Consider the following 26,622-nt stretch of genomic DNA (forward strand, 5'->3'; position numbering starts at 1 on the left):
TTCCCTAACTTAAAAATGGCTAACATCATTAAACAGCCATGCGATGAAGGAGTGGTTCGTTCAGCACCATGCACTGCCCCTTGCTCTAGAAATGTCGTCAAGTGGGTACTAGCGGCAACAATTCTCGGTTCAAGCATGGCAATGATTGATGGCACTGTTGTCAATGTGGCACTTCCGGTATTGCAATCACAGTTAAATGCAACCACTACTGATGTGCAATGGATTGTTGAGTCTTATGCCTTGTTTCTTGCTGCTTTGATATTAGTGGGTGGGTCACTAGGCGATCGCTTTGGACGACGACTTATTTTTGCTTGCGGTATTAGCCTGTTTGCCTTAGCTTCGATTTGGTGTGGGTTGTCGCCCAATGTGAATCAGCTAATTATTGTTAGGGCAATTCAGGGAATTGGCGGTGCTTTGTTAGTTCCGGGAAGCTTAGCAATCATCAGCGCCTCATTTGACGAAGCACAACGTGGGCAAGCAATTGGTACTTGGTCGGGTTTTACAGCCATTACCTCAGCACTTGGCCCAGTTTTGGGTGGGTGGTTAGTTGAAAATGTCTCTTGGCGCTGGATATTTTTTCTGAATGTGCCACTAGCTGGGATTGTATTGGGTATTTTGTTTTGGCGCGTGCCAGAAAGCCGTGATCAAGATTCAGCAAGGCTTGATTGGTGGGGAGCAGCTTTAGCTACTTTTGGTTTGGGAACGATAGTATACGGACTGATTGAATCGTCTCACTTAGGATTGCTCCATCCCCTGGTTCTAAGCTGCTTGGTAGTTGGCGTACTGATTCTGAGTGCGTTTATTTTTGTCGAGGCTAACAGCCGCACCCCGATGATGCCATTATCTTTATTTAAATCGCGTACTTTTAGCGGTGCAAATTTACTCACACTGCTACTTTACTCAGCTTTGGGTGGAGTATTTTACTTTGTTCCCTTTAATTTAATTGAACGCACCCCAACTAATTGCAAGCAATATAGTTGGGGATTCTTTCGCTAAGAAACCCTAAGATTTCTTAGCGTATCCAGAGTTACTGGCGTTCTCAGTGTGTCGTTGGAACTTTTGCCGACGAACACTCTAGAAAAGTGCTTATCTCCCATGATTAATGAGTACCAATATCTAGCACCAATATTGTACGCGGCCGAGAGATCAGCGTTGTACTGCTTGCCATTTTTAAATACGGCTAAAGAGTAATTAATTTTACTGCTTCTAACCTTGCCGCTCCCATCAAAAGCGTAAGCACTGGTGTATTTGGGGTTAACAAAAACTACTTTACCTCCCAACTCTCTCCATCTTTGTTGTGTCAACTCAACTATTTTACAGTGACACCACAGATGGAATTTTTGCTTTTGTAGGGAACCTTTTTTACCTGCTTTTGCTTTCCATCCAGATAAATTCTCAAACACAATTACTTTAACATTGTGAGTTTTTGCCAACTCCACAATACCTCTCATAACCTTACGAGAGATTTCTAAATTGATATTAGCTGATTTGCGGTAAAGTCCTTGACAAAATCCATTGGGTAGTTTTTGTTTTGTGAGGCAGTCGCAGTCCTGGACGCCACTTCCTCTACTTGGGGAGACCCCAAGACCGGAGTGGCTCCGCTTTCCGTCGGTTGCGAACTGCCGAACCCGGAGGGTCAGATTAGCTGTTTGTGATGATTTCTTCTTAATCATCATTCTTCGTTGATTTCTGCGGTCTATGTCTCTGGCAGGGTTGATGAACTTCCTTGCTTTTACAGTACCGTTTTTACCAACAATTGAGACTGTAGCAGCATTGTTAATGCCCATATCAACACTGCATACAAAATCTGAATCCTCTCTATCAACCTTTTGAATTTCAATGGGCATAGAAAGTTGACATTTGTTTTTATTAGCAACTAAAGACGGTGATTGTATCTGATTACCATCAATCAAATGACGAGATAAACCATGTCTTTTAATTTTAATATTATTAAGCCATACCCAATCAGTTCCACTCCATACTTTAATGTCTATAGTTTGATAATTTAAACCATACTTCACCTGTTGACCTTTATACAAAGCAGGGTAAGTTTTACATAAAGCAGTTAGTGTTGGTGGTCTATCTGCTCTATGTTTTCTTATTCCTGACTGCCATTCATAATATCTACTTTGAAAACTAGAAACTATGCCAATAGCATCAGCTATTGCTGCACGTCTTAAATAACTGGGGAACTTTCTAAAGAACGGATATCTATCAATTGTTTTCTGAAAGTATCTATGTTTTGGATTAGGGTTATCTGCGGTTTGGTGAATCATCTTCTCAACTGCATTTACCCTCTTTTTCGAGGTCAATTCGCCAAGAGTAAACCATTGAGCATTAACAACAATCACTAAAGTAATCAAGAATTTACGATATGTCTCTACTGTCAAAACCATTTGGCGTTTTTGCTCTTTGTCTGCTGACAATTCCCAGACATCAGTTCTAACTTCTTGTGTGGGTTTTCTTTTAGTTACTGCTTTACTCATTGGTTTTGTCTCGACCTTGACAGAGATATACTACCAAGCTACTGTTTTAGTTGTCAATACAGTTATTAAATTAGTTATGGAAAATAGTATCAGGTTAAAAACCCGTTCCAACAGTGCTTTTAGACTCATTTATCATTTAGTTCTGGTAACTAAATTCCGTCGCAAATCCCTAACAGGAGAAATCCTTACTAGGATGAAATCAATCATTGGTGAACTATTGTTTAAGTGGGAATGTGAGTTAATTGAGTTTGGTGGAGAATCAGATCATGTGCATTTGTTGATTGAGACTCATCCCAGTGTTGACTTATCTAAATTAGTAAATAATATAAAAACCGTAACTTCTAGGAAATTACGGTCTGAATTTTCTCAGCATCTAAAAAAGTTTTATTGGGCAGAAAAACCTCTGTTTTGGTCAGGCTCTTATGCGTTAATTAGTGTTGGCGCACAAGCACCACTGGATAAACTTATAGAATATGTGCAGAACCAAGAGAAACCAGAATAAATCGTTGCTACGCATTTCTATACTGGTTTCGCTAACCCTACCTATAACGAAGTTTAGGTAGGGACTGCGCTCAACATTTTTGTTCAAGTGCAAGGCTACTCAGCGACAGCAGCTGGCGCAGTCTTCCTGCCGTTTATTTTGATCATGTTCCTGCTTTCACGCTGGTCTGGAGGATTAGTAAGTCGCTTTGGCGCAAAACTACCATTGACAATTGGTCCTGTTATTGCTGCGTTTGGATTTGCCGCCTTTGCTGTGCCAGAAATTAACGCTAATTACTGGACAACCTTTTTCCCTGCCATTGTCGTGTTAGGTTTGGGTATGGCAATTAGCGTTGCCCCCTTGACAACAACGGTGATGAGTGCAGTCAAACAACGCCAAGCTGGCATTGCTTCAGGAATTAACAATGCTGTTGCGCGTACGGCTGGGTTGCTTACGATCGCACTGTTTAATATCTTTGTCTTCAATGCTTTCAATCGCAGTCTTAATCATCGGATGACGGCTTTGGGTATATCGCCCGAACTGCAAAAACTACTAGATAACCAACGCATCAAGCTAGCGGGTGCCCAAATACCTACGGGTGTGAGTGCTGAAATAAGCACAAAGCTAAAAGATGCGATTGCTTTAGCATTTGTAGATAGCTTTCGCTTGATTATGTTTATTGCTGTTGGGTTGGCACTAGCAAGTGCAATCGTTGCTTTGGTGATGATTGGAAAAAACAAAAAGCAGATAGGCGAGGCTCAAACGGTTTAAACCCATGGTTTGTATACGTTACAGTACAACGGCTGTACGTGAGCGATCGCTTCCTTATTTCAAAAAGAAGTTTAAATAAAGATAGTACGTACATATACATTTTTTTTGAGTTGAGAAAGTTACCTAAGTTAAGAATTGGTTAGGTATTATAGGAATTCAACTTGTAATTTCAAACCTTAATGATACTAAAAGCTTTATCCAGCAAGGTTTTTTCTTAAAAATCTTTCAGTCACTAAACCGGATTGCTACATTAATAAAAATTTTCATCAAAGGAGTTAATTAATAGATTCAATCAAATCAAGGAGATAAAAACAGGTTTCTTTATCCTTGCAGTTACTACTACTAAATGCCTCAAAAATAATCGTTCTAAGTAGAATCCGATGTATTTGATAACCTGTTTTTAATTAAAAAAGTGAAGAATACAATCTCGTCTAACAAGAGAAATTAACTAAAAAAGTACTTTATAGCAGTATTGTTATGACGATATTATTAAATTATTTAAGTAATTCAACACATTAATTATTTCCTAATTGCACAGAAGTGAATCAGGTAAATTTACACAATAAATATACCTGACAAAGTTAAGCTTGCAAATTTTAAAGGAGATAAGTAAATGCAAGCCATTTTAACAACAGCACTAGAAACAGTTGTAATTGTCTTTGCAATTATTGCAATCACTGATTTCATTCAAGGGCTAACTAAACTTTTTCTAACTAGTCAAAACAATATAGAGCCTAAATCTCAAGCAGAATACAAGCCCTATGTGATTCCATCGCCTTGGGAGCAACCACTGGAAAAGGAAGATATAAAAGAACTATCTCAACCAATTCAACAAAAAGTAATCTACCTCTTACCTCCGGCAAAGGAAAACAAAAAATTAGTCCAATCTAGGAGCTATCTTGAAGCCTTACCAGTATCTCAATTACGTAAACGTGCTAGTCAATTAGGATTTAGTAATGTCAACGGTTTACGTAAAAATACACTGATTGCATTTATTCAAGAGAAAGAAGCGCGACAACTAAAACTAGCCCAGCTACTTTTTACTATCGCCTAATAAAAAGTTTTGATTTGACTATACGCCCAGACATTTTCCCAAGTGCGATCGCACATCCTCATATCTGCGTTAATTCGGCAACTTACGCTCAAAGACAGCAGGCTCAAGTATGAGCCTTATCTAAAAATCTCTCATCAAAACACCTTGATAGACCTATCCATTCATAACCTGTTCATAACTAGTCTTTCATCGACATCCGGTAGTCTAAATTACTAACTCCAATAGCGTGAGCAAAAGCTACTTGTCCAAAATGCACTCACGGTTTGAAAAATAATCGAGGATATGATGAAAAAGCTTGGCTACTCGGTGCTTCGACGCGTCACTACTGCACATTTGCTGCGTAAAATGTGTTTATTATCCGTGACTTTACCGTTCCTTGTGTCTGCCACAAATCTGGTAGTTGCAACAGACAAGGAGAACGCGAACGTACCCGCACCGTACAAGATCGGACTTTGGGGCGATTTACCCTACTCGGAGGCGCAGGAGGTTGGCGTAACAAGACTAATCGACGATATGAATTCGCAGAAACTTTCTTTTACTGTCCATGATGGTGATCTCAAAGCCGGTTCTAACAGCCTTTGCGACAACGCGCTGTACGCTAAAGCGCTCGGCTACTTCAACACCCTAGAGGCACCAGCAGCCTTCACGCCAGGTGATAATGATTGGACAGACTGCGATCGCCCTTCAAATGGTGGATTCAACTCACTCGAACGCCTTGACTACGAGCGTCAGGTATTCTTCAGCACGAATTTCTCTCTTGGACGACGTCAGCTAGCCCAGGAAGTGCAGACAGCACCACTGTGTCTTGGTGTCAATGGTGCGGTGTCTTGTGTCGAGAATCGTCGTTGGACATTTGGCAGAGTTACCTATGCGACACTCAACATTCAGGGTTCATGCAATAATCTATGCGACACTGCGCCTGACCCAGAGGAGTACGCGGCGCGAAACGCAGCCAATATTGCATGGATGAAAGAGACCTTTAAACTGGCAAAGGAACGCAACTCGGCGGCAGTCATGTTGATCTCCCAAGCTAATCCAGGGTGGGATCAGACCGACCCAACCAGAGCGCCTTTGCGCGATGCGAAGACCCTTGTGCAAACTGATGGGCAGCCTGATGGCTTCAAGGACTTTTTATTAGCGTTGCGCGATGAGGTGATTGCTTTCGGTAAACCCGTTGCCTACGTGCATGGCGATTCGCACTACTTCCGCATCGACAAGCCATTTCTAGATGCTCAAGGCAGACGACTTGAAAACTTCACTCGTGTTGAGACATTTGGCAACAATCAGGGGAACGGCACCAACGATGTACAGTGGATCAAGGTAAGTGTCAATCCCCGTAGCCGAGAGGTGTTTTCATATCAGCCACAGATTGTTCCTAGCAATCGAGTAGCGGTTCCGGCTCCGTAAAATCAAAAACCACCTGCCTCATGTAGGGTTAACAATAGAATGCAGTGAAAGCCTAAGTTTCTAATACACTGATTTCCCGAACTTTTAAATATTAAGTAATGTTTCGCCAAGAGCGTCTTCGCTATATCTACACCTTCTAAATGCTTAGGCTGGGCCACTCAACTCAATCTTAATTCGCTGATTACTAAACTCAAAAATCAGTATCCATAGGTGTATATAGTAAAGCTTAGGATTTGACTACTCCCTAGCCTTAGATGCGATCGCCCCAAAACCAACTAAATTACTTTCCCCAATGCTGCCTCAAGGCAAGTGGTGAATTTCGAGGTGCGATCGCACTTATCTTATTCATCGATATGCTTTTGTGTAATCCCAAGGGGGTTGGTAATTCCCAGCCCACACACCTAGTCGTTTTCCTGAAGCGATCGCTTCGGCGCAGCCAACAAAAAACCCCGGTGTTAAGTACCGAGGTAAGAGAGAAGTCGAAATGTGATGGGAGATACAGCTAAAAGTTGAAAATCTTAGCTAACACTAAAAGCAACCAGAACTAGAGTAGTGACAATTAAAGAAGCAAAAACAGCTTGGATAACGTATTTGCGTTGTTCCCAAATCGCAGGGTACTGGGCATAGTACATCTTGGGTTCAGTTGCATAGTTGTTGAGAACGCCGTCTTCATTAACAGTGGTATACATAGCTTTTTTCCTTTATTTTTTATCCTATGTAAATAAATATAACAATATTGTTACAAAAGGTCAATGTGACTTGACAAAAAAAGCTGATAAAGTTAATAAGAGGTGCTTATAAAATACTTGGGTGGTAAGGAGAAGTAATTAGTGAAAACCGACAAGCTTAGAATCAATCAGCTTTCACCCAAGACCTATGAGTGGTATCTTGCCTGCTTGCAGGCTATTGACACCAAAAATGTTGAAGTATACGGCGCTTTCCTGGCAGATGATTGTGTCATGCAATCTAACAATAATTCTCCTGTTCGGGGTAAATCTGCTATTTTGCAGGGTCTTTCTGATTACTGGACTACCTTTGATAGCTTGGAACACGACTTACTGAACATTTATGGTAGTGATTCGTCTTTTGTCCTTGAAGCCTTAAATCATTACAAACGTAACGATGGAAGGTTCGTAACAGTTGGGGCGGTAGCCATCACTGACCGAAACGAAGCAGAAAGCGTGATTTCTATCAGGTTTTACACAGATACAACACCCCTGTTTGCAGCCACTACCGAATCCCTCGCTAAGAGTGCGATCGCACTTCCTCAAAAAATCGACAACATCATTCTCAATTTTCCGAAATCGCCCAACGCTGCACTGTAGTCACTATTAGACAAGCAACTTATAACTAATCTCTATAAACAAAGCACGGGGATATACCCCAACTCCAGCCCAGTTACAAGACTGGGTTTTTGAGTTTGAGTGGAGGCGAGAGCATCTTCAACCCAACTTCGCTACGGGTGTTTGCACTCTATTACTTTTTCTTGGGTGAGATAGGTATTATGCTTAGGGTTTGTGTTTTTCAAATTCTTCTCTAACATAGCTGCTTAAATACCAAAGCGGTTCGCCAAATTCTTCGGATTTTGAGGCTCCTAATTCAACAAACAGTAAGGTGCGTTTGTTAATTTCTTCTGCAACTTTTTCGGCAAATTCGGCATTGTGTAGATAGCTTTTACCTGTTTGGGGATAAGCATCGTACCAAAGTATGTAGAGCGTGGAGGCTAAAGTTCTTCTTTGCCAGATATGGGTGCTAGGAGAGTCTAAAAATTCTAGCAGCAATTTTAAATTACTTGGAGTCGCAAGAATCAAATCTTCGTCTTGTTGTGAGAAATGAAGATCGTCATTAATGGCCCAAATTTCTAATTGTTTGCTGGAGAGGGGGGGAAGCGCATGACTTCCTCCACTAAAATCTGTGGAACCGCATTTGGAACAAGGTTCAGGCCATACACGTGTTTCTTCAAATGCTGCGGTTAATTCATCGAGAAATCGCGTTTCTTCATAACCGCATTTTGCACATGAACGGGTTTGTTCGTATTTTTGAGAGGTCATTTACACTCTATAAAAATTGCAGCAATTAATATCTTCAATTTTGCCTGCTACGATTTCGTACTCCATCGTAATGCGAGAGCGCTATTCTGAGGTAGCGATCGCACTTCATATCATACCTACCACAAAGATAACTGTCCTATCGAAACATTAGACTTCCCGCTTTGGTGGTAAAAAAAGTGACACGCACTACATAGGGCAATTAGGTTTTCCGCACAATTATTTAGATGGGTTTCTGTCCCAATAATGGGTTTGTAGCGTGCGTTTCATCCTTTCGGAGCGGTGGTTGCTGAAGCTAAAAACCTGAATGACGAAATTAATCAATTACGACGCCCTCGCTACTAGGCAGTAACCAAGCGGCACGACTTGCGCTTGGCAAATACATCATCAACTACTTCAAGCAGTTGGGAATTATCTTAGATTGTGGGGGCAGCGACGATTGCATCTTTGAACAAATCTTTCCGCAGGAAAGACAGGGAGAAGATGTCTGAGGAGTCGCCAAATATTTTCTGGATTACCTTTACTGATAACTATATATTGTAGTAAGATATAAAAACCAAAGAGGTGATCTAGAGTGCGACATAAAGCCGTACAAGTCCGTTTATATCCATCTGAACAACAACAAATAAAACTAGCTCAGACGTTCGGATGTGCGCGTTGGTGGTGGAATTATGCTTTAAATAAGTCGATTGAAACTTATAAAGAAACAGGTAAAGGACTTGGACAGGTAGCACTCAATGCACTGTTACCTAAGCTCAAGAAAGAGGAAGATACCTGTTGGCTGGCTGAGTGTTATAGCCAAGTTTTACAAGCTACAACACTCAATCTGACCACAGCTTATAAAAACTTTTTTGACAAACGTGCTGGTTTTCCTCGGTTCAAATCTAAGCATGGTAAACAGTCTATTCAGTACCCTCAAAACGTCAAGATTGTAGATGGTAATGTCAAACTTCCAGGCAATATTGGAGTGGTCAAAGCCAAGATACATAGACCAATGGATGGGAAAATAAAGACTTGTACAGTAGTCAAAACTCCATCAGGTAAATACTTTGATCTATTCTGACTGAAGTAGAAGGAAACAACCCATCTACTAAAGAAGGCAAGATTTATGGTGTTGATTTAGGGTTGAAACATTTTGCTGTCGTCACTGACGGTGAAAAGGTTTCTAAATACGACAACCCTAAATATATTGCCAAGCATGAAAAAAATCTCAAACGCAAGCAACAAAAATTAGCACGCCAAGAAAAGGGAAGTAACTCTCGAAATAAATATAGAAAAGTAGTTGCCAAAGTATACGAACGGGTGACTAACTCACGGCAAGATTTTCTGCATAAACTTAGTTATAAATTGGTCAGCGATAGCCAAGCTGTCATAGTAGAGAATCTTTATGTCAAGGGCATGGTTCGTAATCACAATTTGGCGAAAGCAATATCTGATTGTGGTTGGGGAACATTCACTAACTTTTTAGCCTATAAACTAGAACGCAAGGGTGGGAAGTTAGTTGAGATTGATAGATGGTTCCCTAGTTCCAAACTTTGTTCTAATTGTTTCTATCAGGTCAGCGAAATGCCATTGGACGTAAGGGAATGGACTTGTCCTCACTGCGGTACTCATCATGACAGGGATGGAAATGCAGCAATAAATATTAGAGCAGAGGGAATCAGAATGCTAAAGGCGGAAGGTTCAGCCGTCTCTGCTGTAGGAGGGGAGGTAAGACCAAAGATGGGGCGAAAGTCTCATCTGAGGCACTCGCCTGTGAGTACAGAAGCCCCATCCTCTAGCTCTGTGCTTAGTGGGGTAGTTCACAAGAGTCCTTCTGAATATGACAAAACTAAATTTTCGATAGATTTATCCCAGGAGAAAAGCTCGTGATCAATTCTAAGTATGATCTGTTGCACTCATTAAAAAAAGAAGTTAAAAGTTAAAAGCTTTACTCCCAAGCTGAAGAAAATTATTCCCAAGCATTGGAACTATCTAAAAAAGGGCTTGCCACTGATTCAAAATTTATTCCAAGCATCAGCAACATAAGCAGAATCAACCACAGTACCCATTAAATTTACAGGTGTGTTCGCTGAAGCGTAATATTTAACTTTTGGTGACAGTTCGTCAATAGCATTGATGCGTTGCTTGCCTGGTCGAATATAAACCACTAAAACTGCTTTATTGGGGAGCGCGTTAACAATCCTTTTGAGTTGTTCAGCTACTCGCTTTTCTATTAATTGAGCAATTTCTGTTTCTGGTAAACTGTTTTTTTCTGTATCGGTGATTAACTTGTAATTCACCAAATCTAGAACTACAACATCGCCAGAAATCTTGATGCGTTTGGAAGCATCTAGAATTTGTGTTGCTTTAAATCCTCGCTCAGCAAGCAACTGATACTCTTCTGGATAATCATCAGCAAGTATTGGCTGGTCTTGAGGAAGAAGGTAATCAACAGATACATCACCAAGCACTCTTTCCCTGTCTAAAATTTGTTTGAGATTGCCAACTTGTTGACCAACAACCTCACTCACAGATAATTGTAGCCGTTGTTCAACTTCGGAGCGTATCAACTGGCGTGCTTCCTTAAGACTTTGATTAAACAGGTAAACGCTGATAGCTCCAACTACTCCTAAAATGATTCCAAATACCACAAATGATAGATTAATCGCACCAACAAAACTGCCAAAACTATTATTCAGGCGTGTGTTAGCATCTTGTAAAAACTGGATTTGGCTTTTGAGTAACTCGACATCAGCACTACCGGAAGGAGATGGCTTTGGGCTGGGTGTGGGAGATGGAGTTGCTTGGGCGATAAAGACCCAAATCTGGAATAGTCAAATTTGAGACAGATTGAATAAGTGTGACCAATGCATATTAACACTCAAAAGGCAACTTTATAGCAATTATTCGCTATCCAGCATAATCTAAGTAGAGTAACGTTAATTCAATATAAAACACTCAACTATGGACTAGCTAGTTCGCAACGCTTGCATTTGCGGTTTGTAAGCTAGTCACACATAAGCTTTGATAGTTTTCGGAGATGTCTATTCAAAAAATGTTTAAGAGCAGATAACTCCACCTGCCTAACACTACCCTAAGCGATCTTGCTTAGGGTATTGATAATTGACAATTGACCATTGACTATTTGATTACCTTCTTGACTAATTCTGGAATCATAGAAGGACGTTCCGCTACTGGGACTTTGACTTCTGAAAATGCAGCTAATTTGCTTTTTGCTGTCCCAAAGTCTGGATGACGTCCAATTACTGCTGCTAGTGTTCCTGTCTGACGCCAGTGTCTGGCTGGTGGTGCTTGTGTACCTGCAATATAGGCAACTACTGGTTTATCAATGGCTTCAGCAATGTAACGTGCTGCTGCTTCTTCTCGACCACCACCCGGTTGACCAACTAGTACAATTGCCTCTGTGGAATCATCTTCGTCAAAAATTTGCAGCCATTGGATAAATGATGAACCAACGATCGCATCACTACCAATACTGACACTGATTGATTGTCCTAAACCAGCTGTGGTTAGTTCTCTGGCTACTTCATAGGTAAGGGTAGTGCTACGACTGAGGATTCCTATATGACCAGGTGTATAAAATTCACTTGGTTGAGTACCTAAAAGAATTCGACCAGGTACAATAATGCCGGGGCTATTGGGTCCTACTACCAATGTTTCTGTGGCTTCGGCTTTACGTAGTAGGTTTACCATGTCTAATGGTGGTACACCAGGAGAAATGATCATTATTTGGCGAATACCAGATGCGATCGCTTCTAATGCCGCATCTAAAACTTCGTAAGGGTGTACACAGATAATTGTAGTATCAATTAATCCATATCTATCTATCACTTCTTCCACTAGATCAAATACTGGTAGACCATAGATTTTTTGACCACCACATCCAGGATTTACCCCTGCTACTAAATTCGTACCATAAGCTATCATTTGGTCAACATGAGTAGCTGAAATAAATTCACTAAAGCCTTGGATTATAACTTTGCTGTCTGGCGTTAAGTTCATAAAAAGCACGTTCATGGAGAAGGCAGAAGGCAGAAGGCAGAAGGCAGAAGGCAGAAGGCAGAAGGCAGTCCTAAAGAAACTAGTTTCACTGTGATACCCCTACACCCTCTTTCAAAGTAAAAGCAAACACCATGAATCAATTTAGGGGTGTAATATCAAGTCTGGCTGATCACCTACGGTCAAAATCTCTCCGTATTTTTTTCTCCGAGTCAGAGCATATCTTTAGTGATTAGACTGAATCTATTTTGCCTCACATGCTACCTAAATTTGGTGTAAAGATGATCAAAACCTTTTATGAGCAGTAGCTTTGGCAAGATTAACTGCTTGTGTTACTGCTTCATCTAAATTTTCTACTACTACTATAGATGCATCGCTAGAAACTTTTAATGTTGTTAAATATTTTCTGGCTGCATCAAATTCAGAACCAGCAAGACGAACAACTAAGCGTGGTAAGTAGGTTTCGCGACGGCTTTTGTTTCCGTTAGAACGTAAAGTTTGTGTTTTGGATTCATTTTTATTATGCTGCACAAAATTAGCAATTACTTCGGCTACTTCTGCACCTTGAGGAACACTACCTAAAAAGTTGATCAGTATAACTTGAATACTTTTATCAACAGCTAAAATATCTAGAGTTCTATCTAAGCGATCGCGAAAAGTACTTGGTAAAGTATCTGTCGGGAAAGCGTGACGCAGATTCAAACAAATACCTGGTTTACCACCCGCATTTACTACTAAATCTAAAGTAGCCAATACCGAACCAGTTCCATTGCCTAAAATGCCGATTTTACCATGTAGTTCTACTGCATCCCATTCGCTTAATCTCTTGTTAAATTCTGCACTGCTATGACGATTAACCATTTTTCTCGCCATCTCAGCAATATCCGGGTGACGAGCGATCGCTCTTTCGTTGACGCTAACATTACCATTGAGAGCCATCACTTGACCAGAAGCATCCACCCCTAAAGGATTAATTTCTACCAAATCTAAATCTTTTTCTATAAATAACTGGTACATTTTCTCAACTATTTTGCTTACCGTCTGCATTAACGCACCTTGTAACCCCATTTTCAAAGCTAGGCGGCGTGCATAAAACGGGGAAAATTCCTGTTCCACCACCACGTGTTGCATTTTTTTGCCAGCAGATTCCCAATCAATATCTGCTTCTTTACAACCTAAAAGTATCGGTCGACAAACAGCAGTATCTAAAACTACCGCTAGAAAAAATTCTTGTTCGGCATTATACTTAGCTTCTGCCAACAACACTTCTGGTAATTCACCCAAAATTGGTAGATTAAAAATATTTTGTGCAGCAGCAATAGCATCTATAGTTGTTTCAGCAAATCGGACTCCGCCTGCTTTTGCTCGTTCTCCTGCATGTACTTGAGATTTCAGTACAATTGGGTAGCGAATTTTTAATCTTTTTAAATCCGTGGGATGGTCTATTTTTTGAGAAGGCAATACAGGAATGCCTATTGTCCGAAACCACTCTTTGACTTGATACTCTAGCAATTCCATTAACACACCTTGTCTCTAGCCATTTTTGGTTAGTTGCAACGCTTTATATTAAGATATAAAGCTGCACCTAGTTTGCACAAACAAACTTCACTCGTCTATTAATAATTATTTTTCTGTCATTAATTCTAACCAATTCAGTAAATCAGGTAAATTTATAGCTTTTATTACTAGCTCTTACAATTTTAATAATAAGTAATTAACTGTATCAGTAATTTTTCTTATATTTAAGCGAACCAGCATTTTTGTCACCGAATTTTGATACATTAGTACAAATATATTTTTCATATTAGAGAAAATTTTAATTTTAGGAATTAATAAGCTTTAGCTTTTGAATATATATCAGAGAAAATACGAATAAGCAACAGACTCTATAGAGAGATGACGCATCGTTTTTATTTGTCAATTTCATAGTAGTTATTAATCTTAATTATTACTGAATACAAGTATGTGTATAAACAATAATTAAAATTCAGAAAAATTATAACTTTAGTACATCATAATAGATAAAAAAACGAAAAAATCTAAGTTTTTATTTTGCATAACTTTGACTCTTAATTAATACTAGTGTTGATTTTTATAGCCGTCAAACAATGTTAGATTTTCGATTTATTCCATAGAGCAGTTTGATGGCTCATACCCGCTCGGAATTATTGGTGAGCAGAAATAATTCCTCGTGAAAATATCTACTTTCTTGTACTTAGTCTCTAATCCCTAGTTGATATTTTCACCTAAACCTTAACTTTTGATGAAAGCAGAAAATTTGTGCTAAAAAAATGGTCTCTCACATTGCAAAGCTGGGGGTCATGAAACTGTGTATCTACGTTCCAAAAATAAAATAAGTTCTTTTAACATGCTTGAAAATAATTCAGACTATATAAAGCAGCAGGATGGCTCTATGCAAGTAGCAGTCATAGAAGAAGATTTACAGTTTATAGCGCAAATTTTGCAAGAACAGTTACGGGCCGAAATTCCCTCGGGTGAATTCTTCCAGGTAAAGTGTGCTGTTAAAAATGATCAGTTGATGATTTTAACTCAACATCCACAAGGTGTGAGTGCTGATACTGACAACATTTTTGCAGTGCTTGAGGAAGCACTACAATTGCTACTTAACCACCACGGACAGCAAGTGGAAATCTTTCTCAGAATCGCAGGGGTGAAATTGCCTTATGCTAAATATTCTCTAATTTTGCAAGCTTCGGAAGCGAAGGTAAGCCAAGCAGCAACAGGAGTAGGGGAAGAGGAGAAGATAGATCATTCTTCCCCCTTTACCGCTTCCGATACGTTTACCGATGACCAGTCCTCTACAAATACCCCAAATCAACCAGAGGATCAGCTATTTGACCCAATGGCAGATGCGCCGGATTTGTCTTTTTATACAACAATCAAGTCAAGGCATCCTATAAAACCAATTGTATTGGGTGTAGTTGTAACAGCAATGTTAGTTTTAGGCGCTACTGCTTACTTGTTAACTCGTCCTTGTGTGATGTTTGAATGTAAAGCAATCCAAACAGCTGAGGATTTACAAAAATCATGGCAACGACTCATACAGACTGCCAAGTCTGAATCAGAATTAACCAAAGTGCAACAGCAACTTGTAGAAGCAACCGTGGCGCTAAAAGCTATTCCTGGTTATTCACCACGTCACCAAGAAGCTGAAACACTGGCGACTAATCTATCTGGGCGTTCAGAAGCTATTAACAAAGTCGTCAAAGCCTTTGGTGCAGCTTCATTAGCGACACAAAAAAGTCAAACTCTGGCAAATAGCTTAGAAGAACTAAAAGCTAGGCAACAATTGTGGCGACAAGCGATCGCACCATTAGAAACCATCAGTGCCAATAGTGAACTTTATGGATTGGTACAGCCAAGATTAGGAATATATCGTGCCAATTTGCGGACTGTAAATCAGCAATTGCAACTAGAAGACAAATGGTTGAAAAAAATAACAGCAGCTAAAAATGTGGCAAATGCCGCCACTAAACAAGAAACTATAGCTAAAACCTTATCAGAATTACAAAAAGTCCAATCTACTTGGCAAGTAGCAATTAATGCCTTAAGTATTATTCCCAAAACTAGCTCTGTGTATCCAGAAGCACAAAATCTCCTGATAGACTATAAACCTAAACTCGTAGCTGCACGCGATCGCGTTACTCAACAACTACTAGCAGCCAAAACCTACAAACAAGCCATTGAAAACGCAGAACAAGCTAAACGTTACGAAAAACAAAACCAATGGCAAGCTGCGGTAACATACTGGAACCAAGCTTTAAGCACCGCCAAGCAGGTCAAACAAGATAGCTTGTACTACACCCAGGCTCAAACTTTGATCCAACCTTATTCGACATCCCTCAAACAAGCAGAAGCAAAACTCCAAATTGCTAACTCTTTACAACAAACCCACGCTGACCTAGAAAACACTTGTTCTGGAACAATTCGGGTTTGTAATTTTACCATTACTGATCGAGAAATAATCGTTCGGATTACTCTTGAATATGAACAAGTACTCAACAGTAACTTGAATCAGGGCAATCAGAGTAGTGTAGCTAATATTACTAATCATTTACAAAGTTTACAGCAAGCCCTAGATATCATTAGTGATAATGCTAACTTGGCTGTGATTGTGTTTGATGCCCAGGGTAGTCAAATTCATGGACATGTGCCGGGGGATGAAAACAATTAAAAATTAGGAAGAGACTAAGGAAGTGTGAGGAGTATGAGGAAAATAATTATACTAAAAATTTTAGTGAATTTACGGTAGTATTAACACCTGTGAGTTTGCTTAACCTCTGCGGAACAAAATCCGAGTTTTTGGCGTTTTCAATCTGAGTTAAGTAACATTCATATACTGCCAACAGAAAACCTTTGATCGCATCTTGTTTGCCTGTTTTAATTAAATCGTCAGCTTTGCGGAAGAATTGCGATCGCCATTTCTAAGTTTATTGGCTTCAATGCGGAGGGGTTTGATTATTGTTTTATTGACCCGTCCTAATTTTTCCTCAATTCGGGAAGTAATCACTAAAGCATTGACAGGAAACTCTGGTGAATCTGGCACAATGGCTTCACGAGTAGTAGTATTTAACTCACAGAAGCGATCAACAATAACGAGTATGCGTTGTTTTCTTAACAGTCGTGACAGTAATTCTACACAAACGGCTTCTTGCTCATCAATAAAAGCTTGCAACTGTCCCTGAATTGCTTCCAATAGCGAAGATTTACCTTCTACTACCCGAAACTCTTCTTCTAGCAACACGGGTAACATCAAATGTTCACATAGACGTTGATCTTTAGTTTCTGCGATCGCCCACCGCGCCATCTAACAAGCTAAACTAGTTTTGCCAACACCCCCTTCGCCACAAATGACTAAGCAACTACGCTTTTTTGCAAAAGTTGGGTGTAGGTTCTCCCCAGTAAGTTGAGGAACCGTATTTCCATCCAAAATTACAGGAATTGGCACATAGGTAGCACGAGAATTGACAGTATCTTTTTTCGGAAATTGCTCTCGCACTGAATTAATGTACTTCCCCACTCAGGCATCCAAGACTCTGGGATGATAATGAAACCACCCGACAAATAGCACATAGCGCAAAGGTACATTAATGCTAATAAAAGGTAGAGAAAAATCTGTGTAAGGTTTGAGGGCATTATTGAGTTTCAACAGCCACAAAGGCGCTACTCGCAGCAAAATCAGCCACAGAGAAGGCAGCAAGCTGATATAAGCTGCAATTCCCAACCGCAGTTTATGCTTGAGTAACCATTCCACGACCCTATCAAATAAGCGAGTTTCTTTTTCTGCTTTTAGTGCTTCTAGGGGACGACGAATCTTAGCAGTATCTAACTCAGTAAATTTATCTTGGTTATCTTCGAGAATTTTCAGAACTTTTTCAAAGTCAGAGATAACTTTGGTTAATTTGGTGCTGGGCAAATTATCAGCTATATCCTGGTAGCCGCCGATTATACCAGCTAACCCTTTAACTGCTCCATATCTGACGTAATATTCATTATCTTGCAACAGAGAAATTACATCCCCAACCGCAGATGTCGCTTCACTCCCTATTACACCCAAAGCAAGGGCTGCATTTTTGCGGACTCTGGGATTTTTATCTTTTAAGGCATTAATTAGGGAAGGAACAGCAACTTTTGCTTCTGTTCCCAATCGTCTCAACGCCGAAGCCGTATAAATTCGGACATATTCTTCCCGATCTTGCAAAGCTGCCATTAAGGGAGGAACTGCGGGTTTAGCTGCTTTACCAATTTCACCTAAAGCCAAAGCCGCATACATTCGCACTTGGGCATCTTCATCCTGTAAAGCTTCAGCTAAAGCATCCACCGCAGCATTAGCTTCCGAAGCCATATCACCCAACACCCAAGCTGCACGCCAGGGAATATTGCAATCGGGATTTTTCAAAACCTCTATTAGTGCTGGTACTGCTAGTGAACCAATACTTACCAAGGCATCATGTGCCTCTAAACGGACGCGGGCATTATTATCGATTAACTTTTCAATAATGGGAGCAATCTTTATGTCAGTCGGAATTTGCGCCCAACTGTTACTAGTCCACAATAACAGTAACATCAGACACAATACAGCCAGCTTGAGCGCTACCAAAGGTGTTTTGCTGGCTTGCTTGGTTAGTGAATCGGTGCAAATCACCCGATTAACATCTCCAATTAAGAAAAATTTACTTATTTTACTCGTAGTGTTGGTTGTTGATTGTTAGTTCTCCTCACACCCCCCATTGCCCCTAATCCCCACCAGGGACCCCGAGTTCCCCACACTCTCCATCCCCTCACCTAACCAACTGCGCGGCGGAGTTAAAAAACAGCCGACTCAACCCCCTAGTTAACAAAATGATTGTCAACAAGTTGGCAAAGACAGTCATAAACATAATTACAATTTGGTAGGAAGCAGCATCAAGGGCATTGACACCGCTCAATAGCTGTCCAGCAACAAATCCTGGTATTGTCACTAAACCAATAATCATCATTTGGTTAACAGTAGGAATTAAACCAGCACGAATGGCGTCTTTGCGATACTGAGCGATCGCTTGCTGGGGAGTTGCACCTAAACTTAAATGAGTTTCGATTTCGATGTGACTATTATTGATGGTATTGACAAGACGTTCTCCAGCGATCGCAGCTGCATTCATCGCATTACCCAATATTATTCCCGCCAGAGGAATTACGTACTGTGGTTCGTACCATCTATTTGGCTGAATAATTACAAAATTAGTATAAAGTATAACCACAGTTGTACTAAATAAAATAGAACCCCACACCAGAGGCAGAACTTGCGGTATTTTTTGAGTGATGCGATTTCTTGCGACAATCGCCGTAATTGTCAGCAATAATGCTAAAAACGCCACAACTGCCCAAGCATTGTCAAAAGCAAAGATGAAATCTAAAACGTATCCTAATACCACTAGTTGTAGGATGGTTCTCCCAGTCGCCAGAACTAAGTTGAGTTCTAGTCCGAGATTTTCCCAAACAGATAAACCAATGACTACAGCTATCAATGCTGTAGCACTAGCCAAATCAACCAAATCTAATTTCACCAGTTCTTGCATAGTTATGTAGTTAGTAGTTAGTAGTTAGTAGTTAGTAGGTAATGGGTAACTGGTAATTGTTATTAATCATCAACCACTAACCACTAACCACTATCCACCAACAACCCACGGGAACTTTCATTACATGTATTGGCTCTTGTGTTGGTGTATATTACCTTTTACCCTAACAAATTGATGCCTTCAACAATTTTACATTCCAAATGCAAAACTCAATTCAGGGTTGAGCAAGTAACGGCAAATGTTTCAAGAGTTATACATTTTATTGGCAAGTTCTACGACACGGCAATAATTACAGTAAAAACTCTTGAATACAACGTATTATAGAGAACATATTAATAGTAATAATTAATTCATAAGTTCTCTGGATAAAAATTTAGTGACGGCATCTATATTGACATCAATTATAAACTCATGGTTCAAAGTCAAAATTCCATCCCTGCATTTGATATCAAACAGCAATATGCCTCCATTGCAGCAGAAGTGAGTACTGCGGTTTTAGAGGTTTTAACATCTGGTCGTTATATTGGTGGGCCAGTGGTTGAAAGCTTCGAGCGACAGTTTGCTGCCTATAATGGTGTGAATGAATGTGTAGGCTGTAATTCTGGTACAGATGCACTTTATTTAGCACTTAGGGCTTTTAATATTGGTGCAGACGATGAGGTAATTACAACACCTTTCACTTTTATTGCCACATCTGAGGTGATCAATGCTGTAGGGGCAAAACCAGTGTTTGTTGATATCGATGCAACCACTTTTAATTTAGATTTAGAGCAACTAGCAGCAGCTATCACACCAAAAACTAAAGCCATTATCCCAGTTCACTTATTTGGACAACCTGTAGATATGACTGCATTGATGAGTATTGCCAATACTCACAATCTTATAGTCATTGAAGATTGCGCCCAATCTACAGGCGCAACTTGGAATAACCAAAGAGTAGGAAGTATAGGACATATCGGCTGTTTTAGCTTCTACCCTACCAAAAATCTCGGTGGTTGCGGTGATGGCGGAGCGATAACGACAAATGATCCAGAAATTGCTGCTAAATTAAGGGTATTAAAAGAGCATGGTCAAAAACATCGCTACATCCACGAAGAGATAGGTGTGAACAGCCGTTTGGATGCCATCCAAGCGGCTATTTTACAAATCAAGCTGCGTTATTTGGATACTTGGAATCGAAAAAGGCAGGCGATCGCATCTCGTTATCAACAATTTCTCAATCAAGTTCCCGGTATAATTCCACCACAAGAATTAAATGGTGGCAAAGGAGTTTGGAACCAATACACCATTCGCGTACTTAACAAACAAAGAGACCGGGTACGTAACCAACTGCAAGAACGGGGCGTAAATACAATGATTTACTATCCCCGTCCTCTACATTTACAACCAGTTTACGAAAGTTTGAACTATCAACCAGGGCAGTTGCCAGTATCCGAACAAGCATCGCAAGAGGTTTTATCCTTACCCATGTTCCCAGAACTTGCCGAGGAACAACAAGATCAGGTGATTTATAGCCTTAAGGATTGTTTGGGGTAGGTGATAGGGGATCGGGGACAAGGGGGACAAGGGGGACAAGGGAGAACATCTCCACTTCCCACCCTCCTCACACCCCCATCACCCCAATTCCTACCCTCTCACCTCTACACTCGTTCCCAAAGCCTCAACTAAACCACGTATAGCCGCAATCATGGCAACTTCACTGTTGAGTTGGTTGATGGCAGAACCGACACCAACGCCAGCAGCACCAGCAGCGATCGCTAAGGGTACAGTAACGTTAGAAATTCCGGAAGCACACAGTACTGGTATAGATACCACACGAGCAATTTCGTAAGCTGCTGCCAATGTAGGAGCGGCTTTTTCAATCAAACCCAATGTACCAGCATGAGTAGGGTTGCTGCTAGTACCACCTTCGGTTTGGATGATATTAGCACCAGCTTTCACCAATTCCTCAGCCAGTTGTACCTGTAAGTCCAGTGTCAGAATGTGAGGAACTGTTACAGAAAGCGTAATTTCTGGTAGCAAGGCGCGGGTTTGGCAAGTGAGTGCCAAAACTTCCTCAGCCTCAAATCTACGACCTTGAGCGTAGAAAGCATCAAAATTTCCAATTTCAATTAAATCCGCACCAGCAGCTACAGCTAACAAGAACTTTTCTGGATCTACCGCAGATACACAAATAGGTAAATCAGTCAAGCTTTTAGCTAATTTTACTAAATTAGGATCAGCAGCGATATCAATAAAAGTAGCACCACCGTAGTGTGCTGCTCTCACAGTCGCCGCCACACGGTCAGCATCAAAATTATTTAAACCACTGATAACTTTGAGGGCGCAACGGTTAGCAAATGCACGTTGGAGAGTTGGATGCATCGTCATGGTTTCTCTCGCAAATAATCAAAGTAGGAATATTTTGACATTCTTTAGTGTCTTTAGGAATCTAGGATTAGCGATCGCCTTCAAGGGCAGGTTTTTAGAAGTTCACCAGTAGGGTAGTCAATATATATTTACAATTAGCTTTTCTGTGTTAAAAATCTTTAGAATTTACAAGTTTAAGCGAAGAATTGCAGTAAGCTCATTTTGAATTGTAGTGTGCATTTTAGAGGAATCTTTACTATGGCTTCACTTTTGGCTTCATACCCTGCTTCATTCTTGTCTCCTATTCTCGTCTACAGTATTGGTTGGATTGTACCAATTGTCGTATTCTCCTTGATGCTGATCTACATTGAGCGCGAGGATATTGCGTAAATTAGTTATTGGTTATTGGTTATTGGTTAATAGTAAACAATTAACCACTAACTACTAACAAAATTAATACCGCCTATCTATTGAAGATGGGCGGTTTTTGAATGCTGATTCCTAAACAAATTGCTAGAAAAGTCCGGCTTTTAGTACTAGGCTCATGTCAAATTTAGACAGAAGAACCTAGTCCAGCGTAGGCTCCATAGAAGAAAATACCTACAACAGTAATAACACCTAATCCTGCGATTGTAGCAACAATCCACAGAGGAATTCTCCCACTTCCAGACACTGTTTTCTCCTCCCTAAACACAAAATCAACACAGATTAATTCAGTTATCAGTTATCAGTTATCACTTTTATATCTTTAGATAACTATTCACTGATTAAATAGCAGCTGTTCCAGTTAGTTAAAGAAATAACTGGAAAACAGAATCCCTAGAACAAAAACCAGTAGGAGTCCCAGGTAAAGTGAAGTCCGGTTCAGTTCAACCGGTTGATTGTTGGGGTTGGGGCTTCTTTCCATGATTTTCTCCTAGCGTTGAATAAACTGCATTGCGGCGATCGCGCCCAAAAAGAAAACAGTAGGCACAGCTAGGGTATGAACTGCCAGCCATCTGACGGTAAAAATTGGGTATTGTATCGGTTGATTATCAGTTGTATTCATAATTTCAAACTACTTGCCAGTAAATTCTTCAACTTGTTGTTTTGCTTCATAACGGTTATTCACAATCGGCAATTCTTGCCGTGGTTGTGGATAATACTCGTTGGGGCGAGGTGTGCCAAACACATCGTATGCCAAACCAGTGCTGACGAATAACCAACCTGCAATAAATAATGCTGGAATGGTAATACTATGAATTACCCAATAGCGAACGCTGGTAATAATATCCGAAAACGGACGTTCTCCAGTACTTCCTGACATTTAGATTCCTACCTGTCTTTTCAAAGATGTTTTAACGCGTAGACTTCTTAGTCTTACCTAAGTACACTACATCTGATTCTGGATGTTTGCCCCCAGACGGGACTACTACACACTCGCCCGATTGGGTTCGTGTCTATTTAGATTTTTTACATGAATTCATTATCCTATAAAGTTAAGAAAGAGTTACATCTTGCAACTTCTTTCTCAGAAATTAAGCAATGAATTCGTAAAGTTTTATTACACTAAGCAGCATCAGATTTAGTAGCAGTGGCAATATCTGGTTGATACTTTAGTAAATAACCGCGATCGCCTATTACAAATCCCTGCTCAGGTGAAAAGAAAACAATCTTATAAAAATTAGCAGGAATTCCTTCTACATCGCGGTCTTTTTCCCAGGTTTTACCACCATCAGGACTGCGTAACAAATTACCGCTACCACCACTAACCCAAATTTCATCTGGTGTGCGATAGGCCAAATCAAGCAAGCCCCAACTAGTAGCTAGTTCTGGATTTTGTGCCTCTAGCCATTTCTCGGCATCAGCAGTTTCGCTAAACTGTATCTGACCTCCTCGCGCTAGCATCCACAACTGGCCATTTTCACCAAAGCCCATATTCTCTACCCGTCGAGAACTATTGCGGTTATGAGGAACCCATGCATTTTGCCCAGGTTGCCAAGTCGAGTAGAAATTTCCTTTGGCGGAAACAGCAACATATTTACCGTCGGCAGAACGTTCCAGATTGCGAACCACACCGACTGCTTCTTCTACCTGGGCCTTCCAATTTTGACCACCGTCTGTAGTTTTGTATATTGCCCCGACATCGGTTGCCATTTCTGCGGAATTTCCTCCTTGGGCAATAATACTAATCGGGTTCCCAGGTAACTTTTCACTCAAAGGAATTCGCAACCACGATTTACCCTCATCAGTACTATGCAGCAACAAAGCAGGTTCACCAACAATCCAGCCTTCTTGCCCTTTAAAACTGACAGAGTTAAAGCGGTATTTGCCCTCATCTAATTGCAGTTTGATAGGTTGCCAAGTTTGACCACCATCTTTAGTTTCCAAAAGAGTAGCGTCACTACCTACCAAGAAACCATGCCGGGGATTCCCAGTAAAAGCAATGTCCAACAATTTGGCATCTGTGTCTACAGAAATTACCTCCCAAGGGTTGTAACTTGTAGAAGGAACCTTACTACAACCGACACATATTAGAACAACTGCAAATAGGGCAATTAGTTTGTGCCAAATTTTCATTCTTGAACGCATTTGTATTTATTAGTTTTTTGTAAATTTAGTTTATGTTTACTGAGTGAGGGGAGACAGCAAGTGTTTCCCCTACAAAAAGGTGAGGGTCTACCTTTAGGCATTGCCCCCATCTTAAAAACGCGTCCTATTTTAAGCCATAAAGACTGAGGAAAAACAAGACAGCAAGAGCTAAACCACCAAAAATCAGAATACTTTTTTGAGTGGGGGTCAAGTTATTGACACCGAAACCATAACCGAGATTTTCTTGAAATCCAGAAGCTTTACCCGCAGGGCCGACATTGGTAAAAGCGTTCTTCTTGGCACTACAAACCGGACAACGCCAAGTTAGCGGCAGTTCTGCAAAAGGTGTGCCTGGGGCAATGTCATGTTTTTCGTCCCCTTTGGTAGGTTCGTAAACATAACCGCAGGCACGACACTCATAGCGGTCTAAAAGCGGATTTTCAACAGCTTGTTCGCTCATGGCTGTGGCATGGGTGAGGGTCAAAGCTTAAATATACGTTAAAAATTATGACATAACTGTTAGGTTTTTCTATAACAAGCAAAAACGAATCAAATAAACTCTCAGTCTGTTTTGCAAAACTCAGAAATACTAAAAATATATAATGTAAAAGAAAGTAACAGGTTATTTCCACGTACAACGGTAGATATTCATTGTGTTTGTCCTCAGCGGTTACGAGTACCTTCTAGGCTTCTTAATTATCTGTAGCTTAGTGCCTGCATTAGCTCTGGCGGCATCTAAGTTACTGCGACCCAGTGGGCGCAATCCAGAACGGCGCACCACTTACGAATCCGGCATGGAACCAATTGGTGGAGCCTGGATTCAGTTCAATATTCGCTATTACATGTTTGCGCTAGTGTTTGTAGTATTTGACGTAGAGACGGTGTTCTTATATCCTTGGGCAGTTGCTTTCCACCGTCTTGGTCTACTGGCATTTATAGAAGCGCTTATCTTCATTGCAATTCTTGTAGTTGCTTTAGTTTACGCATGGCGTAAAGGAGCCTTGGAATGGTCTTAGATGCTAACTTAACAGCCAAAGATTTGGAACAGCAGCAAAAAGAGCGTATTCTCAACCCCATTGGGCGTGCGACAGTGACTCAAGAACTGTCGGAAAACGTGATCTTGACTACGGTTGATGACCTCTATAACTGGGCGCGTCTTTCTAGCCTTTGGCCTTTGTTGTTTGGTACAGCTTGCTGCTTTATTGAATTTGCAGCATTGATTGGTTCTCGCTTTGACTTTGATCGCTTTGGACTTATCCCTCGTTCTAGTCCCCGGCAAGCTGATTTGATCATTACAGCCGGAACAATCACGATGAAAATGGCACCCCAACTGGTGCGTCTGTATGAACAAATGCCAGAACCAAAGTACGTGATTGCGATGGGAGCTTGTACAATTACTGGCGGGATGTTCAGCGTCGATTCTCCCACAGCAGTACGTGGAGTTGATAAACTGATTCCGGTGGATGTGTACTTACCTGGTTGTCCACCACGCCCAGAAGCGATTATCGATGCAATTATTAAGTTACGGAAGAAAATCGCTAATGATTCCATGCAAGAGCGAGGCGTAATTAAGCAAACCCACCGCTACTACAGTACGGCTCACAGCATGAAATCAGTCTCACAAATCCACACTGGTGAGTATTTGCTCTCTGATACTCGTGTTGCACCACCGAAGGAATTGAGCGAAGCGATCGGTATGCCTGTACCACCTGCTTTGTTAACAGAGAAGAAGGAGGAGGTAAACCGTGGCTGAAGAATCAAAACCAGTACCAGCGCAGGAACAATCTCCAGTTGTAGCAGCAGGTAATGTTTCCCAGTGGTTAACAGAAAACGGCTTTGCTAACGAGCCTTTGCAACCTGATGTCAGCGGTGTAGAAATTATCAAGGTAGAGGCAGATTTCCTGCTGCCAACTTGCACTGCTTTGTATGCCTACGGGTTTAATTATCTCCAGTTTCAAGGCGGGATTGATTTAGGTCCTGGACAGGAATTGGTCAGCGCCTATCACTTGATTAAAGTAAGTGATAATGCTGATAAGCCAGAGGAAGTACGTATCAAAGTTTTCTTGCCACGAGAAAATCCGAGAGTACCTTCAGTTTACTGGATTTGGAAGACAGCTGACTGGCAAGAGCGCGAGTCTTACGATATGTTCGGGATTGTTTATGAAGGACACCCGAATTTGAAGCGAATTTTAATGCCGGAAGATTGGGTAGGTTGGCCCTTGCGTAAGGATTATGTTTCGCCTGATTTTTACGAGTTGCAAGACGCTTACTAGTAGTGAATAGCATCTCATGCTGTTGACCCCCTTCTCCGTACGTGGAGAGGGGGGTGGTTTTTTGTAACGCAAAGGGCGCGGAGGAAAGCGCGGAGGTACGC

At 40.8% G+C, this 26,622-nt stretch carries 30 protein-coding genes and 1 pseudogene; 13 read left to right on the forward strand and 18 right to left on the reverse strand.

What is annotated here, in order from left to right; all coding sequences use genetic code 11:
* Nucleotides 1-15: 15 nt before the first annotated feature.
* On the forward strand, nt 16-996 hold the full coding sequence (locus RS893_RS05860) for an MFS transporter (RefSeq protein WP_315790302.1): 981 nt from the start codon (nt 16-18) through the stop codon (nt 994-996).
* Here the strand turns inward: RS893_RS05860 and RS893_RS05865 are convergent.
* Nucleotides 993-2,426, reverse strand: a complete 1,434-nt coding sequence (locus tag RS893_RS05865) for an IS200/IS605 family accessory protein TnpB-related protein (protein ID WP_315790303.1) — start codon at nt 2,424-2,426, stop codon at nt 993-995. The two genes, RS893_RS05860 and RS893_RS05865, sit on opposite strands and share 4 nt — an antisense overlap.
* A gap of 136 nt (nt 2,427-2,562) precedes the next feature.
* Between RS893_RS05865 and tnpA the strand changes: the two genes are divergently transcribed.
* The 5 genes from tnpA (at nt 2,563) to RS893_RS05890 (ending at nt 6,705) form a co-directional block, all read left to right on the forward strand.
* On the forward strand, nt 2,563-2,988 hold the full coding sequence (gene tnpA, locus RS893_RS05870) for an IS200/IS605 family transposase (protein ID WP_315791880.1): 426 nt from the start codon (nt 2,563-2,565) through the stop codon (nt 2,986-2,988).
* Nucleotides 2,989-3,063: 75 nt separating this feature from the next.
* Nucleotides 3,064-3,738 (forward strand): MFS transporter, encoded by a 675-nt coding sequence (locus RS893_RS05875; protein ID WP_315791881.1) that lies wholly within the window; start codon nt 3,064-3,066, stop codon nt 3,736-3,738.
* Nucleotides 3,739-4,351: 613 nt separating this feature from the next.
* Entirely contained in the window at nt 4,352-4,792 is a 441-nt protein-coding gene (locus RS893_RS05880; protein ID WP_315790304.1) for a Rho termination factor N-terminal domain-containing protein, read from the forward strand.
* Between the two features lie 282 nt (nt 4,793-5,074).
* Nucleotides 5,075-6,199, forward strand: coding sequence for a hypothetical protein (locus tag RS893_RS05885; RefSeq protein ID WP_315790305.1), 1,125 nt, complete (start codon nt 5,075-5,077; stop codon nt 6,197-6,199).
* Nucleotides 6,200-6,453: 254 nt separating this feature from the next.
* Nucleotides 6,454-6,705, forward strand: a complete 252-nt coding sequence (locus tag RS893_RS05890; protein ID WP_315790306.1) for a hypothetical protein — start codon at nt 6,454-6,456, stop codon at nt 6,703-6,705.
* A 12-nt stretch (nt 6,706-6,717) separates the two neighbouring features.
* Here the strand turns inward: RS893_RS05890 and psb34 are convergent, their stop codons facing one another.
* On the reverse strand, nt 6,718-6,888 hold the full coding sequence (gene psb34, locus RS893_RS05895) for a photosystem II assembly protein Psb34 (protein WP_315788288.1): 171 nt from the start codon (nt 6,886-6,888) through the stop codon (nt 6,718-6,720).
* A gap of 141 nt (nt 6,889-7,029) precedes the next feature.
* Here psb34 and RS893_RS05900 point away from each other — a divergent pair, with 141 nt between their 5' ends.
* The gene (locus RS893_RS05900) at nt 7,030-7,524 is read left to right on the forward strand and encodes a nuclear transport factor 2 family protein (protein WP_315790307.1); all 495 of its coding nucleotides are present in this window, start codon (nt 7,030-7,032) and stop codon (nt 7,522-7,524) included.
* A 183-nt stretch (nt 7,525-7,707) separates the two neighbouring features.
* On the opposite strand, the gene RS893_RS05905 is transcribed toward RS893_RS05900, so the two are convergent.
* Nucleotides 7,708-8,250 carry a hypothetical protein gene (locus tag RS893_RS05905; protein WP_315790308.1) on the reverse strand — a complete coding sequence of 181 codons (543 nt, stop codon included), beginning with the start codon at nt 8,248-8,250 and terminating at the stop codon, nt 7,708-7,710.
* A gap of 571 nt (nt 8,251-8,821) precedes the next feature.
* Here RS893_RS05905 and RS893_RS05910 point away from each other — a divergent pair.
* A pseudogene (locus RS893_RS05910) lies at nt 8,822-10,119 on the forward strand (RNA-guided endonuclease InsQ/TnpB family protein).
* A 125-nt stretch (nt 10,120-10,244) separates the two neighbouring features.
* Here RS893_RS05910 and RS893_RS05915 read toward each other — a convergent pair.
* The 3 genes from RS893_RS05915 to RS893_RS05925 all read right to left on the reverse strand — a co-directional run bounded on the left by RS893_RS05915 (nt 10,245) and on the right by RS893_RS05925 (nt 13,767).
* A complete protein-coding gene (locus RS893_RS05915; protein ID WP_315790309.1) occupies nt 10,245-10,880 on the reverse strand; it encodes a hypothetical protein in 636 nt (211 codons plus the stop codon).
* Between the two features lie 490 nt (nt 10,881-11,370).
* Entirely contained in the window at nt 11,371-12,252 is an 882-nt protein-coding gene (locus RS893_RS05920) for a CoA-binding protein (protein ID WP_315790310.1), read from the reverse strand.
* A gap of 282 nt (nt 12,253-12,534) precedes the next feature.
* The gene (locus RS893_RS05925; RefSeq protein ID WP_315790311.1) at nt 12,535-13,767 is read right to left on the reverse strand and encodes a succinate--CoA ligase subunit beta; all 1,233 of its coding nucleotides are present in this window, start codon (nt 13,765-13,767) and stop codon (nt 12,535-12,537) included.
* 895 nt (nt 13,768-14,662) lie between these two features.
* Between RS893_RS05925 and RS893_RS05930 the strand changes: the two genes are divergently transcribed.
* The gene (locus tag RS893_RS05930; RefSeq protein WP_315791882.1) at nt 14,663-16,444 is read left to right on the forward strand and encodes a hypothetical protein; all 1,782 of its coding nucleotides are present in this window, start codon (nt 14,663-14,665) and stop codon (nt 16,442-16,444) included.
* Nucleotides 16,445-16,490: 46 nt separating this feature from the next.
* On the opposite strand, the gene RS893_RS30225 is transcribed toward RS893_RS05930, so the two are convergent.
* The 5 genes from RS893_RS30225 to RS893_RS05950 form a co-directional block, all read right to left on the reverse strand.
* On the reverse strand, nt 16,491-16,655 hold the full coding sequence (locus RS893_RS30225) for a hypothetical protein (RefSeq protein ID WP_425475840.1): 165 nt from the start codon (nt 16,653-16,655) through the stop codon (nt 16,491-16,493).
* Nucleotides 16,655-17,077 (reverse strand): hypothetical protein, encoded by a 423-nt coding sequence (locus RS893_RS05935; RefSeq protein ID WP_315790312.1) that lies wholly within the window; start codon nt 17,075-17,077, stop codon nt 16,655-16,657. Before RS893_RS05935 ends, RS893_RS30225 begins: the two co-directional genes overlap by 1 nt.
* Nucleotides 17,078-17,269, reverse strand: a complete 192-nt coding sequence (locus RS893_RS05940; RefSeq protein ID WP_315790313.1) for a hypothetical protein — start codon at nt 17,267-17,269, stop codon at nt 17,078-17,080.
* Between the two features lie 21 nt (nt 17,270-17,290).
* Nucleotides 17,291-18,415, reverse strand: a complete 1,125-nt coding sequence (locus RS893_RS05945) for a HEAT repeat domain-containing protein (RefSeq protein ID WP_315790314.1) — start codon at nt 18,413-18,415, stop codon at nt 17,291-17,293.
* A 136-nt stretch (nt 18,416-18,551) separates the two neighbouring features.
* Nucleotides 18,552-19,328: an ABC transporter permease gene (locus RS893_RS05950; protein ID WP_315790315.1), complete on the reverse strand. Its 777-nt coding sequence runs from the start codon at nt 19,326-19,328 to the stop codon at nt 18,552-18,554.
* A 411-nt stretch (nt 19,329-19,739) separates the two neighbouring features.
* Between RS893_RS05950 and RS893_RS05955 the strand changes: the two genes are divergently transcribed.
* On the forward strand, nt 19,740-20,864 hold the full coding sequence (locus tag RS893_RS05955; RefSeq protein ID WP_315790316.1) for a DegT/DnrJ/EryC1/StrS family aminotransferase: 1,125 nt from the start codon (nt 19,740-19,742) through the stop codon (nt 20,862-20,864).
* A 90-nt stretch (nt 20,865-20,954) separates the two neighbouring features.
* On the opposite strand, the gene RS893_RS05960 is transcribed toward RS893_RS05955, so the two are convergent.
* From RS893_RS05960 to RS893_RS05995, 7 genes are all read right to left on the reverse strand, one after another.
* A complete protein-coding gene (locus RS893_RS05960) occupies nt 20,955-21,698 on the reverse strand; it encodes a DUF561 domain-containing protein (RefSeq protein ID WP_315790317.1) in 744 nt (247 codons plus the stop codon).
* Between the two features lie 532 nt (nt 21,699-22,230).
* Entirely contained in the window at nt 22,231-22,350 is a 120-nt protein-coding gene (locus RS893_RS05970) for a photosystem II reaction center protein J (RefSeq protein WP_016861092.1), read from the reverse strand.
* Nucleotides 22,351-22,464: 114 nt separating this feature from the next.
* The gene (locus RS893_RS05975; RefSeq protein ID WP_015209609.1) at nt 22,465-22,584 is read right to left on the reverse strand and encodes a photosystem II reaction center protein L; all 120 of its coding nucleotides are present in this window, start codon (nt 22,582-22,584) and stop codon (nt 22,465-22,467) included.
* A gap of 9 nt (nt 22,585-22,593) precedes the next feature.
* Nucleotides 22,594-22,725 (reverse strand): cytochrome b559 subunit beta, encoded by a 132-nt coding sequence (psbF, locus tag RS893_RS05980; RefSeq protein ID WP_009460051.1) that lies wholly within the window; start codon nt 22,723-22,725, stop codon nt 22,594-22,596.
* A gap of 9 nt (nt 22,726-22,734) precedes the next feature.
* A complete protein-coding gene (psbE, locus tag RS893_RS05985; protein ID WP_016867049.1) occupies nt 22,735-22,983 on the reverse strand; it encodes a cytochrome b559 subunit alpha in 249 nt (82 codons plus the stop codon).
* 242 nt (nt 22,984-23,225) lie between these two features.
* Complete coding sequence (locus RS893_RS05990) at nt 23,226-24,236, reverse strand: photosynthesis system II assembly factor Ycf48 (protein ID WP_315790319.1); 1,011 nt, start codon at nt 24,234-24,236, stop codon at nt 23,226-23,228.
* 136 nt (nt 24,237-24,372) lie between these two features.
* A complete protein-coding gene (locus RS893_RS05995; RefSeq protein WP_016867051.1) occupies nt 24,373-24,708 on the reverse strand; it encodes a rubredoxin in 336 nt (111 codons plus the stop codon).
* Between the two features lie 193 nt (nt 24,709-24,901).
* Between RS893_RS05995 and ndhC the strand changes: the two genes are divergently transcribed.
* Genes ndhC through RS893_RS06010 form a run of 3 tightly spaced genes read left to right on the forward strand, consistent with a single transcriptional unit; the run spans nt 24,902 to nt 26,521 of the window.
* A complete protein-coding gene (gene ndhC, locus RS893_RS06000; RefSeq protein WP_009460047.1) occupies nt 24,902-25,264 on the forward strand; it encodes a photosynthetic/respiratory NAD(P)H-quinone oxidoreductase subunit C in 363 nt (120 codons plus the stop codon).
* Nucleotides 25,255-26,001, forward strand: a complete 747-nt coding sequence (locus RS893_RS06005) for an NADH dehydrogenase subunit K (protein WP_315790320.1) — start codon at nt 25,255-25,257, stop codon at nt 25,999-26,001. Before ndhC ends, RS893_RS06005 begins: the two co-directional genes overlap by 10 nt.
* Nucleotides 25,994-26,521: an NAD(P)H-quinone oxidoreductase subunit J gene (locus RS893_RS06010; RefSeq protein WP_315790321.1), complete on the forward strand. Its 528-nt coding sequence runs from the start codon at nt 25,994-25,996 to the stop codon at nt 26,519-26,521. The genes RS893_RS06005 and RS893_RS06010 overlap by 8 nt, the downstream gene beginning before the upstream one ends.
* Nucleotides 26,522-26,622 lie beyond the last annotated feature (101 nt).

It is taken from the genome of Fischerella sp. JS2 (genome assembly GCF_032393985.1).
Classification (GTDB): Bacteria; Cyanobacteriota; Cyanobacteriia; order Cyanobacteriales; family Nostocaceae; genus Fischerella.